This window comes from Streptomyces sp. NPDC048496, from assembly GCF_043200055.1.
GTDB lineage: Bacteria > Actinomycetota > Actinomycetes > Streptomycetales > Streptomycetaceae > Streptomyces.
Window position 1 is genome coordinate 50,881 of sequence record NZ_JBICXB010000016.1, and the last position, 15,498, is coordinate 66,378.

The following is a 15,498-nucleotide window of genomic DNA, read 5'->3' on the forward strand; positions in this document are numbered from 1 at the left end:
CGGCAATTGGCAGAGAAGTCCGAATCCATTCGGTGGTTTCCCGGAGGGAAGCGACAGGTGTCACAGACAACAGAGCGCCCGGATCCCCTGGCGGGGTCCGGGCGCCTCGTGCTCGGCAGGTCGAGTCGGATCAGGTCAGATCAGGCCGTCCCACATCTGCTCCAGCAGCACCGACCACCAGCTCTCCGGCGACGCGAGCGCCGCCGGGTCCAGTGCCACCAGCTGCGCCTGGAAGTCGACCGTCCAGCGGCCCGCCTGCTCCGGGTTGAGGCCGAAGCGGAGCCGCCACATCCGGCCGAGGAGCGCCATCGAGCGCGTGAACTCCGGCAGGCCCGTGTTCACGAACTGCGGCGGCACCGGCTGCCCGCCGGGACCCGCCTCCACCGGCACGGCCACGATGTTCGCCGTGCCGTACTGGACACAGATCGCCCGCCCGAAGTCGGACCCCACGACGAGGTACGACCCCGCGTCGGCGGCCGGCTGCACCTGCCGCTGCGCGGCCAGCTCAGCCAGCGTCGGCACCACCGGCTGACCCGGCTGCGCCCAGAAGAACGGCCCGAAGTCGGCGGGCAGACCCGCCCACACCAGCGTCCGCGCCACGATCTCGGGCACGCCCTGGCGGGACACCGCGCGCTGGTCGAAACGGAGCACGCCCTGCGGCCCGAAGGCCTGCAGCATCTCCTCCGCGATGGCCTCCGGCGGGATCGGCATCGCGGGCGGCATCTGCGGCAGCGGGGCCCGCACCGGCGCAGGGCGCGCCGGACCGTCCGCGACCTGGTGCAACTCACCCTGATGGGTGAGCAGATGCTGCATGCCCTGCTGACGGCTGGCGTGATCGGTGCCGTACGGGGCGACGCTGGTGATCCGCACCTGCGGCCAGGTCTCCCGGATCATCCGCGCACAGTAGCCACCTGGCAGCTCACAGGACTCCAGCTCGGTGTGGAGCTCGATGACCTGCTGCGGTGGCACGTTCATGGCCCGCAGCTCGTGCAGCATCTGCCACTCGGGGTGCGGGGTGCCGGGTGCCGAGCGGCGGATCAGCTGCTGCTCGCTGCCGTCGGGCGCACGGAAGCGCAGCACGGCCTGGTAGCCGGGGCCGACGGTCGGCTGACCCGTCGGCGCCTGCGGATAGCCGTACGCCGGGGGCGGCGGGGTGTGCGGATTCGGCGGTACGGGACCGGGGGCGCCCCCCGGCGGCATGCCGGGGGCCCCGGGCGGACCGGGCGGGCCGACCTGGGCAGGTCCCGCGAGCATCGTGGCGGCATGGTGCGCGCCACCACCGGGCGGGAGCGGAGCAGACCCGGGAGGTCCGGGCGGGGCGGGAGGCTGCGGAACACCGGGGGCGCCGGGCGGGGCGGGAGGCTGCGGGACGCCGGGGGCGCCGGGCGGGCCGGGGGGCCTGGGCGCGCTCGGGGCACCCATGCCCGGGTCGGCGAGCATGGTCGCGGCGTGGTCGAAGCCGCCACCGGGCGGCGGCGTCGACCCAGGAGGCCCGGGAGGTGCGGGAGGTCCGGGCTGTCCGGGAGGTCCAGGAGGCCCAGGGGGCTGAGGTGCACCGGGCGGGCCGACCTGCGAGACGAGCTGCGTCGGCAGATACCCGCCCGCCGGGGCGCCGGGCGCGCCCGGCCCCGAGGGCGGCGGCACGGCCGCACCCGGCCTGGCGCCCGGCGTGCCGGGGGCCCCGGGCGGCGGCGGAGTGGCCGACCCGCCACGGCGCGCACCGCGCGGCGGCATCGTGGCCTTACTGGTGGCGGCGTCGGCGATGTCACCGCTCCCGGGAGCACCGGGACCGGGCGCACCCGGACCCTGCGGGTTCAGGCCGGGGACGATCGCCGTCCGGGGCAGCCGGCTGCCGCCCGACATCAGCGCGGTCGGTGCTTCCGCGGAGACCACCGGCGGCGGGGTGCCGTCGTCATCGGCGCCCGAGAGCGGCGGCGCGAACACGGTGGCCGGCAGCGCGACCGCCCCGTCGTCGGAGTCCGCGTTGGTGTCGGTCCCGGCCCACGGGGTGGCCCCGGTGGGCACGCTCGGCGAGGAGGCCGGAACGCCGTCGGGGGCGGTGGGCTCATGCTCGTCCTGCGCACCGACGCCCTGCCAGGGCCGCTCACCGGACGGCGTCCCGGAGGGGGCCGCCTGCGCGGGAACAGAAGGAGCCGAAGGAGCGGAAGAAGAGGGAGGCGCGGGGCGAGGGTTCCCGTCGCGCTCCGCCCGCCGGTCCGGTATCCCGAGCTTGTCCGCCGCTTCCTGGAGCCACTCCGGCGGGCTCAGCAGGAATGACGTCTGGTTCAGGTCGACGCGCGCCGGCGGCGCCGGGGCCGGGGCCGCGGCGACCGTGGCGTACTCCTCCTCGTACCGCCGGATCACCTCGCCCACCGGCAGTCCGGGCCAGAGCGTCGCCTCACCGCTGTCGCGGGCGATCACCAGCCGCTGCCGGCCGCCGTCCGAGACAGGGCCCTCCGCGCGGTCCTCGGCCCACACCACGAAGCCCAGCTCGAACTCGCGGACCCGCACCTCGCGGTGCTGGTACGCGGGCACGTCTGTGTTGACCCACTCGTCCGCGCGCTCCTGCGCCTGCGCAAAGGTCACCATTGCGCTCACCCCTCCACCGGGACGGCCCGCGCGAAGCCGCCGTCCACCATCAGGTTCGCCACGGTCTCCAGCTCCGGCGGGTTGCCCGCCAGGCGCTGCAGGAAGGCGTCGAAGTCCGCACCACAGGGCAGCAGCAGCCGGTCCACGCGCTCCTGCACGCTCCAGCCGTCCTGGTCCCGGGCATCGTCGTACGCGCAGAACCAGACCGAGCCGACGCCGTTGCCCCGGACCTTCAGCGCGAGGAGGCCGCCCTGGACGAAGCCGACGCCCAGGTAGTCCTTGGTGAGGTGGTCACGCAGGCACTTGTTGACGTACACCAGGTCGTTCACCGCGGCCTCGTCACGCACCGTGAAGAACGGCTGATCGACCAGGAGACCGAGCTCCGGGTCGAGCGCCGCACCGACCGGGGCCGAGCCGCCGGCCGCCTTCAGGAACGAGCGGTACGCGCCGGGCAGCCGGTAGCCGAGGTCCTCCTCGACACCCTGGATCTGCTGCTCACTGACCGCGACCGCGCCCTTCGGCAGCCGGAAGTGCGCGGGCCGGGTCTCCTGCAGCGGACGCGTGCCCCGCTTGTTCTGGTCGACCGAGGTGGTCGCGAGACCACCGTGGTGCCGGAGCAGTGCCTTGACCTCGACCGGGACGAGTTCCATCCGCCGGCCGCCCGGCACGTGGTGCCAGGTCCAGCCGTGCGGGGTGGCGACCGCCGGAATCGTGTCCCACAGTTCGTGGCCGCTCGCCGCCAGCGCCGCGTTGGCCGAGACGTAGTCGGTGAGCCGCAGTTCATCGACGCCGAAACCCTGCGGAGGCTCGGCGATCTCGGCGGCGGCGCGCGCGTAGGGCGCGAATACCGGGCAGCCGTTCTCGTCCACGCGCACACCTCTGGGGTGGCGGGACGCCCGGACCGGATCCGGGAAGTGCACGACCTGCCCGGCGTAGGCCGCGTTCGGTGGCGCGGCTTGCTGCCCGAGCCGACCTGTCGTCATGGCGGTTGCCCCCTGCTGCGTCTGTCTGGTGAGGACCGACCTGCCCATGGGGACGGTCCGGGCACAGCCTATGCGGTGGCGCAACAGGGGGTCTCGCCCCTCCGCCTCCCTTCCGGTTCTCTTCCGCCACCCCCTTCCCTTCGGTCACGAACCGTCACGACTGGGTGACGGACGAGCGTCGGTCAGGCCACTGTCCGCGACACGCAGACACGTTTCACCGCCCCAGCTTCCTCACCGACTGGCACATTTGGCAGGCTGTCACCGCAACTCGGGGGCGCGCACATCGTGCAGCTGCCGCTGCGGGGCACGGGAGGGACATTCGCACCATGCACACAGCACAATCAGTCACATCCGGGGATCCGCGCCTCAACTGGAGCAGCACCGGGACGAGCAGCGCACCTCGTCTCCACCAACGCCGCGACGGCATCCTGCCGGCCGTGGCCGCGGCGCTGTCCGTCCGCGGTGAGACGCTGACCTGCACGGCGGGCAAGGGCGACCAGCCGCCCGTACTGCACCCGTTGGTCCAGGACTTCCTCGACACGCTCACCAGCGGGCAGCGCGAACGCTTCACCGGCCGCTGCCCCGAGGCGATCCTGGTGTCGCGGCAGCTCACCGCCGCGGAGACCGGCCGGTCCAAGCGGGCCCAGCGCAAGCCGCTGACCAGCGGGGAGGCGCGGCGCGCACTGAAGCACTCGCGGCTGACCGCGCGTCGGATCCGCGAGGACGGCGACCCGATGCACGGCAGTTACGCGCCACCGTGCCGCTCCTGTACGGCGATGCTCGCCCATTTCGGCGTCCGTCCCGTCGACCTCACCACCACCAGCGCGGTGACCACCGCCGAGAAGGGCTGATCGCGCGCCGATGCACGACCGAACCGACCTACCCCAGCAGAGCGGCCGCGCGACCCATGCGGACCGCGCCTCCGCCACCCGCTTTCCCGTCATCGTCGACGCCGCCCTGCGGACCGCGGGCTGGCAGCCGGGCCGCTGGGACATCCGGCAGGCGGAGGAGTGGGCGGACGCGCTGCGCGCCCACACATCGCCGGCCGGACATCAGCACGCAGTGTTCCCGGCGGCGGTGGAGGCGTGGGCGGAGTTCGGCGGCCTGGACATCGCGGCGCCCGCGCCGGGCCGGCAGATCGCACCGGCGTCGGTGCGGATCGATCCGCTGAGCGGACTGCACCTGGCCCGCACCCTCGGTGACCTCGGGCGGGCGCTGCAGACCGAGGTCAGCCCGCTGGGCGAGGAGGGAGACGGGCAGGCGGTCCTCGCGATCGACGCCGAGGGGCGGGTGTACAGCATCGACCACACCGGGGACTGGTTCCTGGGCGCGGACATCGACCAGGCCCTGGCGACGCTGGTCGGCGGGTTCCAGCCGGAGCGTCTGACTTCGGGCTGAGCGGGTTCCGGGGCGGAGCGGTGACCGGGGGCGTCCGGGGACCGCTCTGTCCTCAATCGCCGGACGGGCTTCACCTGCCGGCCCCCTCGGCCCGCACCCGTGTCGAACGGAACGCGCCGACCGCAATCGCCGGACAGGCTCGAAAAGCCGGCCTGCACAGCCCGTAACCCTCGCGGGGTGAGCGCCGCGTCCTCATCGCCGGACGGGGCGGGGCCGTAGGCGGGTTACGCGGCCCCGCGGGCCGGGAGCACCGCCGACACCCGGAAGCCCCCCGCGTCCGTCGGGCCCGAGACGAATACGCCGCCCAGGCCCAGTACCCGCTCCCGCATCCCCACCAGGCCGTTGCCGCCGCTCGGCAGCCCCGCGTCCGTCGCGGCGCCGTCCGACGGACCGTTCTCCACCTGCATCGCGACTTCCGAGCCCCGGTGCGCCAGCCGCACCCACGTCTTCGCGCCCGCCGCGTGCTTGTGGACGTTCGTCAGGGCCTCCTGCACCACCCGGTACGCCGTCTGTTCCACCTCGGGGGCGTACGCGCACGCCTCGCCGTCCACCGACAGCTCCACCGTCATCCCGGCCGCCCGTGACTGCCCGACCAGCGTCTCCACCTCGTGCAGCCGCGGCCCGTCCGCCGTGGCGGCGGCGGCCGCAGCGGCTGCCGCCTCGCCCACCGCGGCCAGCGGAACCTTCGCGCCCCGGGTCACCGCCGGATCCCCCGTCCGCAGCACGCCGAGCATCTCCCGCAGTTCGGTCAGGGCCTGCCGACCCATGTCGCCGACCAGCGCCGCGTTCCGTACCGCCTTCGCCGGGTCCTTCGGAGCGACGGCCTGCAGGGCGGCCGCATGCACCACCATCAGGCTGACCCGGTGCGCGACCACGTCGTGCATCTCGCGCGCGATCCGGGTCCGCTCCTCCGTGCGCGCCCACTCCGCCCGCTCCTCGGCCCGGTCGGCGAGCAGCGACAGTTCCCGTTCCAGTGAGTCCGCCCGCTCCCGCAAGCTCTCCATCAGCCGGCGTCGCGCCCCTATGTAGAGGCCGAACAGCACGGGCGGAGCCGTGAGGCCCAGCGACATGATGAGGGACATCAGCGGTACGTACCAGTCGTCCGGCCCGAAGTCCCCGGACTGCACGGAGACGCTCTGCCGCATCCGTACGTACGTGGCGATGAACGTCCCGACCAGCGACATCCCCATCAGCACCGCGGTGATCCGGCGCGGCACGTCGGACGCGGCCAGCGTGTAGAGGCCGACCAGGCCCATCAGGAAGCCCATCTCGGCGGGCGTCGTCGCGATCGCGACCAGCACCACGGCGATCGGCCAGCGCCGCCGCACCACCAGAACGGCCCCGGCGAGCAGGCCGAACACCACCCCGACGGGCACCGGCAGCCCGGTGTCCCCCGCGAACGCCACACCCTCCAGTGCGCATTCCAGCGCCGACAGGAGCGCCAGCCCCACGTCCAGGGCGACACTGCGCCGCCGTTCCCACCACCCATAGCCGCGAGCAGTTGTTCCCGCGCCTTCCCGGTATGCCCCCGTTGTCATGGCATCCAGCCTACGGGCGGGCGCACCTCATTTTCGGGCTACGCGGATCACAGCGCGCCTCGCCGGGGCGCACTGAACCGTCGCGTCGAAGGCCGGTGGTACGGCATAGTGTTGTCTGCCCGGTCGACGACCTGACGGTCTATCCAGTCGATCGGCTCTGCTGTCCCCTGTGGTGTAACGGCAGCACAGTGGCTTTTGGTGCCATTTGTCCGGGTTCGAATCCTGGCAGGGGAGCATGTACGGGCGGGCCCCGACCACGACGGTCGGGGCCCGCGCCCGTTTCGGCCAGGAGCTCCCCCGGTATCCTGCGGATGTCCACCATCCGAAGCCGAAGGGCACATCCGTGTGCGCCGGACCTCCTCAGGCCCCCGGCGCCGCTCGATCAGGGGAGGCCCCCATGGCAGCCGTCATCGTCCTCGCAGCGGGTGAGGGCACCCGCATGAAGTCGAAGACCCCGAAGGTTCTGCACGAGATCTCCGGGCGCTCACTCGTCGGGCATGTCGTCACCGCCGCACGCGAGCTCGACCCCGAGCACCTCGTCGTGGTCGTCGGCCATGCGAGCGAGCAGGTCACCGCACACCTCGCCACCGTCGACAGCCAGGTGCGGACCGCCTACCAGGCTGTCCAGGGCGGGACCGGCCACGCCGTGCGCACCGCGCTCGAAGAACTCGGCGGCACCGTCGAGGGCACGGTGATCGTCGTCTGCGGCGACACCCCGCTGCTCTCCGGCGCGACGCTCACCGCGCTCGCCGCCGTCCACACCGCCGACGCGAACGCCGTCACCGTGCTGACCGCCGAGGTCCCGGACGCCACCGGCTACGGCAGGATCGTCCGCGACGCCGCAAGCGGCGCGGTCACCGAGATCGTCGAGCACAAGGACGCCACCGACGCGCAGCGCGCCATCCGCGAGATCAATTCCGGCGTCTTCGCGTTCGACGGACGGCTGCTCACGGACGCCCTCGGCAAGGTCCGCGCCGACAACAGCCAGGGCGAGGAGTACCTCACCGACGTGCTGTCCATCCTGCGTGAGGCCGGGCACCGCGTCGGCGCCTCGGTCGCCGCCGACCACCGCGAGATCCTCGGGATCAACAACCGCGTCCAGCTCGCTCAGGCCCGCACCCTGCTGAACGAGCGGCTGCTGGAGCGGGCGATGCTCGCCGGCGTGACCGTCGTGGACCCGGCGACGACGCTGATCGACGCCACGGTGACGTACGAGCAGGACGCGATCGTGCACCCCGGCACCCAGCTGCTCGGCACCACGCACCTCGCCGAGGACGCCGAGGTCGGCCCGAACAGCCGGCTGACGGACACCACCGTCCACGCGGGCGCCCGGGTGGACAACACGGTCGCGGTCGGGGCGGAGATCGGCCCGGGCGCGACGGTCGGCCCGTACGCGTATCTGCGCCCCGGCACCACGCTCGGCCCGAAGGCCAAGGCCGGTACGTACGTGGAGATGAAGAACGCCACGATCGGCGAGGGCACGAAGGTGCCGCACCTGAGCTATGTCGGCGACGCGACCATCGGCGATCACACCAACATCGGCGCCGCCAGCGTCTTCGTGAACTACGACGGGGTGTCGAAGCACCACACGACGATCGGGTCACACTGCCGCACCGGGTCGGACAATATGTTTGTGGCACCTGTCACGGTCGGGAACGGCGTGTACACCGCCGCGGGCTCGGTCATCACGAAGGACGTACCGGCCGGTTCGCTCGCCGTCGCCCGCGGCCAGCAAAGGAATATCGCGGGTTGGGTGGCACGTAAGCGTCCGGGCAGCGCCGCCGCACAGGCGGCTCAGGCCGCCACGGAGGAGACCGACAGCGAAAGCTGACCGGAAACGGGTACGCCGCGCACGGCGTACCGTGATAGATGCTCACCCCATTTCGGCTGGCTCGTTGCACATCGGGACACATGCGTGCAGCGCCAGGAACACGTCTGAGGAGACTGTGCTGTGACCGGGATCAAGACGACCGGCGAGAAGAAACTGATGCTCTTCTCCGGCCGCGCCCACCCCGAGCTGGCCGAGGAGGTCGCGCATCAACTGGGTGTCGGCCTCGTGCCGACGAAGGCCTTCGATTTCGCCAACGGTGAGATCTACGTCCGCTTCCAGGAGTCCGCACGCGGCGCCGACTGCTTCCTGATGCAGAGCCACACGGCTCCGATCAACAAGTGGATCATGGAGCAGCTGATCATGCTGGACGCGCTGAAGCGCGCGTCGGCCCGCTCCATCACGGTGATCGTGCCGTTCTACGGCTACGCCCGCCAGGACAAGAAGCACCGTGGCCGCGAGCCGATCTCGGCCCGCCTGGTCGCCGACCTGATGAAGACCGCGGGCGCCGACCGCATCCTCACGATCGACCTGCACACCGACCAGATCCAGGGCTTCTTCGACGGCCCGGTCGACCACCTCTTCGCGCTGCCGATCCTCGCCGACTACGTCGGTGCCAAGGTCGACCGCTCGAAGCTGACGATCGTCTCCCCGGACGCCGGCCGCGTGCGCGTCGCCGACCGCTGGTGCGACCGCCTGGACGCCCCCCTGGCGATCGTCCACAAGCGCCGCGACAAGGACGTCGCCAACCAGGTGACCGTCCACGAGGTCGTCGGCAACGTCAAGGGCCGGGTCTGCGTCCTGGTCGACGACATGATCGACACCGGTGGCACCATCTGCGCCGCCGCCGACGCCCTGTTCGCGCACGGCGCCGAGGACGTCATAGTGACGGCGACGCACGGCGTGCTCTCCGGCCCGGCCGCGGACCGGCTGAAGAACTCCAAGGTCAGCGAGTTCGTCTTCACGGACACCCTGCCGACCCCGGGTGAGCTGGAGCTCGACAAGATCACGGTGCTCTCGATCGCGCCGACGATCGCGCGCGCGGTGCGCGAGGTCTTCGAGGACGGCTCGGTCACGAGCCTCTTCGAGGAGCAGTAGAAACACCTGACCCAGAAGATCCACTTTGGGTGCGGCCTCCCCGCCGGGTAGACTCAGCGAGTTGCTCGGCGAGGGAGGCCGTACTCATAGGTACGGCGGTCCGTTATCGACGCGCTCTTCGTAGCAGGCCTGTCGTGGGCCGGGTGACCATCCAGTTTTCGTCACCCCACGAGGAGTGCAGTCATGGCCGAGATCAAGCTCGCCGCCCAGCCCCGTACCGAGTTCGGCAAGGGCGCCGCCCGCCGCGCCCGTCGTGACAACCAGGTCCCCGCGGTCGTCTACGGCCACGGTGCCGAGCCGATGCACGTCACCCTGCCGGCCCACGAGCTGCTCCTTGCGCTCCGCACCGCCAACGTCCTGATCGGCCTCGAGCTCGAGGGCAAGGACGCGCTGGTCATCCCGAAGGCCGTGCAGCGCAACCCGCTCAAGGGCGACATCGAGCACGTCGACCTGCTGACCGTCAAGCGCGGCGAGAAGGTCAACGTCGAGATCGCCGTGCACGTCGAGGGCGAGCTGGCCCCGGGCGGCAACCTCCTCGAGTACGTGCAGAACACCCTGCTCGTCGAGGCCGAGGCCACCCACATCCCCGAGTCCGTCACGGTCTCCATCGCGGGCCTCGACGCCGGTGACTCCATCGTCGCCAAGGACATCCCGCTGCCCGCCGGCTCCGTGCTGGCCGGCGACGAGGACGCCGTCGTGCTGCAGGTCGTCTCCGCGCAGGCCGAGGAGCCGACCGCCGAGGCCGAGGCCGAGGGTGCCGAGGCCTGAGCCTCGTCCTCCCCGCTTCACCTGCTTCACTGACGGGGCGGCGGTTCCTTCCCCAGGGACCCGCCGCCCCGTCCGCCTGTATCCGGGTCATCCGGAACCATCCGTACGCGAAGGAGACCGAGCGCAGATGTCCGACGCCACCGACCCCTGGCTCATCGTGGGCCTCGGCAACCCCGGCCCCGAGCACGCGGCGCAGCGGCACAACGTCGGCTTCATGGTCGCCGACCTCCTCGCCGAGCGGATCGGCGGGAAGTTCAAGCGGGCCCAGAAGGCGCAGGCGCAGGTCGTCGAGGGCCGCATGGGCCCGCCCGGACCGGCCAACCGCCGCGTGATCCTGGCCAAGCCGATGTCGTACATGAACCTCTCCGGCGGCCCCGTCACCGCGCTCCGCGACTTCTACAAGGTGCCGACCGATCACATCGTGGCGATCCACGACGAGCTGGACATCGACTACGGGACGCTCCGGCTGAAGCTGGCCGGCGGCGACAACGGGCACAACGGACTCAAGTCGATGACCAAGTCGATGGGGTCCGGCTACCACCGGATCCGGTTCGGGATCGGCCGCCCGCCGGGCCGGATGCAGGTCGCCGACTTCGTCCTGAAGGACTTCTCGTCCACCGAGCGCAAGGAACTCGGCTATTTCGTGGACCGGGCGGCGGACTCGGTGGAGTGCCTGCTCGCGGAGGGTCTTGAGCGCGCACAGAGCGCGTACAACTCATGAGATAGCAGGGCGATCCCGGACCATTTCCGACCGGGGTCCGACGTGAAGTTGACCGAAAGCGTTCGCCTGCCCAAGGATCGCTCCCCATGAAGCGGAGCACCTCCCACCGCGCACTGCTCTACGGCCGCAGCGCCGCCCTGGGCTGCGTCGTCCTGCTGCTGCTCGTCGCGGGCGTCCTGACGTCCTGGTCCTCGACGCAGCACATCGTCCTCGCCAAGGGCCGTGAGCACGGCACGATGACCGTCACCGGCTGCGGCGCCGATGTCTGCACGGGACCGTTCGCCCCCGCCGAGCACGCCACCGCGCGCTCGCGTGTGACGATCGAGCGGTCCGTCGCGGTGAAGAAGGGCGGCAGGTTCCCGGTCGTCGTGAAGCCCGGCACCGACGAGGTCGTACGCACGGGGATGCCGGGCTTCCTGCACTCCTGGGTGCCGCTCGGCGGCGCACTGCTGCTCGCCTCCTTGATCATCGGCGGCGGCCTGCGGCTCACCCGGACCGCATGGGGAACCGGGATCGCGGGCGCGGCCCTGCTGGTGGCGACGTTCCTCGCCCTCTGAACCTCGCCCTGAGCGGCTTCCGGGCCACGCGCTCCGAGCCCTTCCCCAGGGCGCCCCGAGTCGTGGACTCCCGCACCGGAGCCGCGTGTTCGTTCGATCGTTATCCAGAACCATTGAGGCAGAGCGCTACACAAGGGACGGATGTGGACACATCAACCTTGACCGGCGGAAGCAAGAACAAGAGGCTTGACCGACCCCCCACGGCATCCCTCATCCTCTACGTTGGACTGCCCATGCGCATACTCATTCCCGCCGGCGCTCTGGTCACCGCGGTGACCGCCTCGATGCTGCTGGCACCTTCCGCCTTCGCGACGCCCAAGGGCGACAACGGCACGGTGAAGATCCACGACGCCAAGACCGGCGAGGAGCTCCGCAGGAACGAACCAAAGGTCTGCTCCTTCTACCTCGACGCCTTCGGCTTCGACGCCACCCAGAAGGTCCAGTGGCACATCGAGGCCTGGGCCAACAACGACCTGGACAAGGGCGAGACGGTCAAGACGGGCGCCTTCGCGCTCGACGGTTCCGGCCACGGCCGTACCACCGACATGACCCTGCCCGACGGCCAGTACAAGCTGTTCTGGAACTTCGAGGGCGAGAACGGCAAGGCCAAGCACAAGGTCTTCAAGACCGACTGCGAGCCGGGCAAGCCCGGCGAGGAACCCACCAAGCCCGGCGAGGAACCCACCAAGCCCGGCGAGGAACCCACCAAGCCCGGTGAGGAACCCACCAAGCCCGGCGAAGAGCCCACGAAGCCCGGCGAGGAGCCCTCAGCCACGCCGTCCACCAGCCCGTCCGCTCCCGGCGGCGAGCAGCCGTCCGGTGCCCCGTCCCCCTCGGAAAGCACCCCGGCCGGTGCCCCGTCCACCCAGGGCGGTGCGTCGGGCAACCTCGCCGAGACCGGAAGCAGTGCCCCGGTCGGCACGATGGCGGCGGTCGCCGCGGCGCTCGCCGCGGCCGGCGGCTTCCTGGTGATGCGCCGCCGCAAGGCCCAGCAGCACTGACGTCCGCGCAGCACAGTGCCCCCACCGGATGCGTCCGGTGGGGGTACTGCCGTACTGCGGGCGAGAGGGTCAGCCGGTGTTGCGCAGACCCGCGGCGACACCGTTCACCGTGAGCAGCAGGGCCCGGGCGAGCAGCGGGTCGGCCTCCTCGCCGCGTTCGGCGGCACGGCGCTGGCGGGCCAGCAGCGAGACCTGGAGGTACGAGATCGGGTCCAGGTAGGCGTCCCGGATGGCGAACGTCTGCTGGAGCACGGGGCTGGTGCCGAGCAGCTCGGTCCCGCCGGTGACCTTCAGGACTTCCTTCACGGTGAGCGCATGTTCGGCCTCGATGCCGGCGAAGACGTGCTTCAGCCCGTCGGGGACGAGCGTGTCGACATAGTGGCGGGCGATCCGCAGGTCGGTCTTGGCGAGCGTCATCTCCACGTTCGAGATGAAGTTCCGGAAGAAGTGCCAGTGCTCGTGCATCTCGTCCAGAACGGTGCCCAGACCGGCGTCGCGCAGCGCCTTGAGCCCCGAGCCGACGCCGTACCAGCCCGGCACGATCTGCCGCGACTGGGTCCAGCCGAAGACCCACGGGATGGCCCGCAGGCCGTCGAGACCGGCGCCGGAGTCCGGGCGCCGCGACGGACGGGAACCCAGGTGCAGCTCGGCGAGCTGGTCGACCGGGGTGGACGCGAAGAAGTACGCGGGCAGGTCCGGGTCCTCGACCAGCTTGCGGTAGGCGTCGTGCGCGGCGTCGGAGACGGTGTCCATCGCCGCGTCCCAGCGGGCCAGTGCCTCGTCGGACTGGCGGGGCGCGGTGTGCAGCGCGGAGGCCTGGAGGGTGGCCGCGACGGTCAGTTCCAGGTTCTCCCGGGCGAGCGCCGGGATGAGGTACTTGTCGGAGATGACCTCGCCCTGCTCGGTCACCTTGATCTCGCCCTCCAGCGTGCCCCACGGCTGCGCGAGGATCGCGTCGTGCGAGGGGCCGCCACCACGGCCGACGGTGCCGCCGCGGCCGTGGAAGAGCCGCAGCCGAACGCCGTAGCGGTGCGCGACGTCACGCAGCCGGCGCTGCGCCCGGTGGATCTCCCACTGCGAGGTGGTGATGCCGCCGAACTTGGAGGAGTCGGAGTACCCGAGCATGACCTCCTGGACGTCGCCACGGAGCGAGACGAGCCGCCGGTACGACGGGTCGGCGAGCATCTCGTCGAGGATCACATCGGCGGCGCGCAGCTCGTCGGTGGTCTCCAGGAGCGGCACGATGCCGATCTTGGCCCAGCCGCCGTGCAGATCGATCAGACCGGCCTCGCGGGCGAGGACGGTGGCGGCGAAGACGTCGTCGGCGCCCTGGCACATCGAGATGATGTACGACTCGATGACCTCGGGGCCGAACCGCTCGAACGCCTCCTTGACGGTGAGGAAGACGCCGAGGGTCTTCGCGCCCGCGGCGTCCAGCGGGGCCGGGGTCGGGGCGAGCGGGCGGCGCGAGCGGAGCTCCTTGGCGAGCAGCTTCTGCCGGTAGTCGCGCGGCATGTCGGCGTACCGCCAGGACTCCTCGCCGAGCCGGTCGAAGAGCTGGCCGAGGGCGTGGTGGTGGGCGTCCGCGTGCTCACGCACGTCCATGGTGGCGAGCTGCAGACCGAACGCGGAGAGCGTGCGGATCGTGCGGTTCATCCGGCCGTCGGCGAAGAGACCGCCGCGGTGCTCGCGCAGCGAGGTCTGGATGAGCACCAGGTCCTCGATGAGCTCGGCGGTGCCGAGGTAGTCGCAGCCGGGGCGGTGCGGGGTGCCGTTGGCGAGGCGCTCGCGGGTGTTGACGAGCTTCTGCCGGATGCAGGTGGCCTTGAGGCGGTACGGCTCCTCGGAGTTCAGCCGCTTGTAACGCGGGCTGATCTCGGGGAGCCGCTCCAGGTCGGCCTGGAGGGAGGTGAGCAGCTCGTCGGTGGCGCCCGTGTAGCGGATGGAGTTGGAGAGCAGTCCGCGCAGGTGGTCGACGAGTTCCAGGGCGTCGGTGATGCCGTGCTCGTGCTGGAGGATCAGCACTTCGCGGGTGACGGCGGGCGTCACGTTGGGGTTGCCGTCGCGGTCGCCGCCGATCCAGGTGCCGAAGGTCAGCGGGCGGGTGCCCGCAGGCAGTTCGACGCCGACCCGCTCCAGCTCGGCTGCGAGGTCCTCGAGTACGTCCCCGACGGCGTTGGCGTGCAGCTCGTCGAGGTAGTAGATGGCGTTACGGGCCTCGTCGGCCGGCTCCGGGCGGACGACGCGCAGCTCGTCGGTCTGCCAGATGAGGTCGATGTTCTCGGCGAGCCGCAGGTCGTGGCGGCGCCGGTCGGCCTCGATGACGGGGGTCTCCAGCAGCTCGGCGATGCGGCGGAGCTTGTTGAGCACGGAGCGCCGTGCGGCCTCGGTGGGGTGCGCGGTGAAGACGGGCCGTACGTTGAGGTTCTTGACGGTCGCGCGCAGGTGCTCGGGGTCCGCGTCCTTCAGCCGGTCGGCGGTACGGGCCAGCAGACCGCCCTCGGCGGCGCGCCGGTCGCGCATCTCGTGGGCGCGGTGGACCTGCTCGGTGACGTTGGCGAGGTGGAAGTAGGTGGAGAAGGCCCGCACCAGCTGCGCGGCGGTCTCCAGGTCCGTTTCGCCGAGGAGTTCGGCGGCTGCCTCGCCGTCGGTACGGGTCAGGGCGCGGACCCGCTCGACGAGGTCGAGGAGTTCCTGGCCCTCCTGACGTACGAGGGTCTCGCCCAGCAGATCGCCGAGGCGCCGGATGTCGGCGCGCAGCTCGGGGCTGGCGGCGGGGGTCTGGTCGGCACTGCTCACAGTGTGCGGCTCCTTGCAGTGATTGAGGAGGTGCGTCGCGAAGCGTCTCCCCACAAGGGGGGTCCGGGGTCCGCGGCTGCAGCGGTGCTGTCGCCGCCCCGGGAAAGCAGAGTGCGGACCGCGCTGTCCGACGCTTCCAGGATAGGTGTCCGTGCCGTCGGCGTTGCCCGGAGCCCCCGGCGGCCCGGTGGAGCGGTAGCTCCGACGGCTCAGCTCTC

Annotated in this window: 12 protein-coding genes and 1 tRNA gene; 9 read left to right on the plus strand and 4 right to left on the minus strand. The window is 71.7% G+C overall.

Features of this window, described 5'->3' with window-relative positions:
• Positions 1–135: 135 nt before the first annotated feature.
• Positions 136–2,589, minus strand: a complete 2,454-nt coding sequence (locus ACGFSA_RS17380; RefSeq protein WP_393305020.1) for an SUKH-4 family immunity protein — start codon at positions 2,587–2,589, stop codon at positions 136–138.
• A 5-nt stretch (positions 2,590–2,594) separates the two neighbouring features.
• On the minus strand, positions 2,595–3,572 hold the full coding sequence (locus tag ACGFSA_RS17385; protein WP_393305022.1) for an SMI1/KNR4 family protein: 978 nt from the start codon (positions 3,570–3,572) through the stop codon (positions 2,595–2,597).
• Between the two features lie 326 nt (positions 3,573–3,898).
• On the opposite strand from ACGFSA_RS17385, the gene ACGFSA_RS17390 reads away from it, so the two are divergent.
• Together ACGFSA_RS17390 and ACGFSA_RS17395 are read left to right on the plus strand one after the other, a co-directional pair.
• Positions 3,899–4,423, plus strand: a complete 525-nt coding sequence (locus ACGFSA_RS17390) for a YwqJ-related putative deaminase (protein ID WP_393305024.1) — start codon at positions 3,899–3,901, stop codon at positions 4,421–4,423.
• 10 nt (positions 4,424–4,433) lie between these two features.
• On the plus strand, positions 4,434–4,970 hold the full coding sequence (locus ACGFSA_RS17395; protein WP_393305026.1) for an SUKH-3 domain-containing protein: 537 nt from the start codon (positions 4,434–4,436) through the stop codon (positions 4,968–4,970).
• Between the two features lie 224 nt (positions 4,971–5,194).
• Here ACGFSA_RS17395 and ACGFSA_RS17400 read toward each other — a convergent pair whose 3' ends face one another.
• Positions 5,195–6,508, minus strand: a complete 1,314-nt coding sequence (locus ACGFSA_RS17400) for a sensor histidine kinase (RefSeq protein ID WP_393305028.1) — start codon at positions 6,506–6,508, stop codon at positions 5,195–5,197.
• Positions 6,509–6,671: 163 nt separating this feature from the next.
• On the opposite strand from ACGFSA_RS17400, the gene ACGFSA_RS17405 reads away from it, so the two are divergent.
• The 7 genes from ACGFSA_RS17405 (at position 6,672) to ACGFSA_RS17435 (ending at position 12,481) form a co-directional block, all read left to right on the plus strand.
• Positions 6,672–6,742: transfer RNA gene (locus tag ACGFSA_RS17405), tRNA-Gln, on the plus strand.
• A gap of 163 nt (positions 6,743–6,905) precedes the next feature.
• Positions 6,906–8,339, plus strand: coding sequence for a bifunctional UDP-N-acetylglucosamine diphosphorylase/glucosamine-1-phosphate N-acetyltransferase GlmU (gene glmU, locus ACGFSA_RS17410; RefSeq protein WP_393305030.1), 1,434 nt, complete (start codon positions 6,906–6,908; stop codon positions 8,337–8,339).
• 120 nt (positions 8,340–8,459) lie between these two features.
• Positions 8,460–9,434 (plus strand): ribose-phosphate diphosphokinase, encoded by a 975-nt coding sequence (locus ACGFSA_RS17415; RefSeq protein WP_393305032.1) that lies wholly within the window; start codon positions 8,460–8,462, stop codon positions 9,432–9,434.
• 183 nt (positions 9,435–9,617) lie between these two features.
• A complete protein-coding gene (locus ACGFSA_RS17420; RefSeq protein WP_393305034.1) occupies positions 9,618–10,202 on the plus strand; it encodes a 50S ribosomal protein L25/general stress protein Ctc in 585 nt (194 codons plus the stop codon).
• Positions 10,203–10,329: 127 nt separating this feature from the next.
• Entirely contained in the window at positions 10,330–10,923 is a 594-nt protein-coding gene (gene pth, locus ACGFSA_RS17425) for an aminoacyl-tRNA hydrolase (RefSeq protein WP_393305036.1), read from the plus strand.
• A gap of 86 nt (positions 10,924–11,009) precedes the next feature.
• Positions 11,010–11,480: a hypothetical protein gene (locus ACGFSA_RS17430; RefSeq protein WP_393305038.1), complete on the plus strand. Its 471-nt coding sequence runs from the start codon at positions 11,010–11,012 to the stop codon at positions 11,478–11,480.
• Positions 11,481–11,713: 233 nt separating this feature from the next.
• Positions 11,714–12,481, plus strand: a complete 768-nt coding sequence (locus ACGFSA_RS17435; protein WP_393305040.1) for an LPXTG cell wall anchor domain-containing protein — start codon at positions 11,714–11,716, stop codon at positions 12,479–12,481.
• Between the two features lie 69 nt (positions 12,482–12,550).
• Here the strand turns inward: ACGFSA_RS17435 and ppc are convergent, their stop codons facing one another.
• The gene (gene ppc, locus ACGFSA_RS17440; RefSeq protein WP_393305042.1) at positions 12,551–15,280 is read right to left on the minus strand and encodes a phosphoenolpyruvate carboxylase; all 2,730 of its coding nucleotides are present in this window, start codon (positions 15,278–15,280) and stop codon (positions 12,551–12,553) included.
• Between the last annotated feature and the right edge of the window lie 218 nt (positions 15,281–15,498).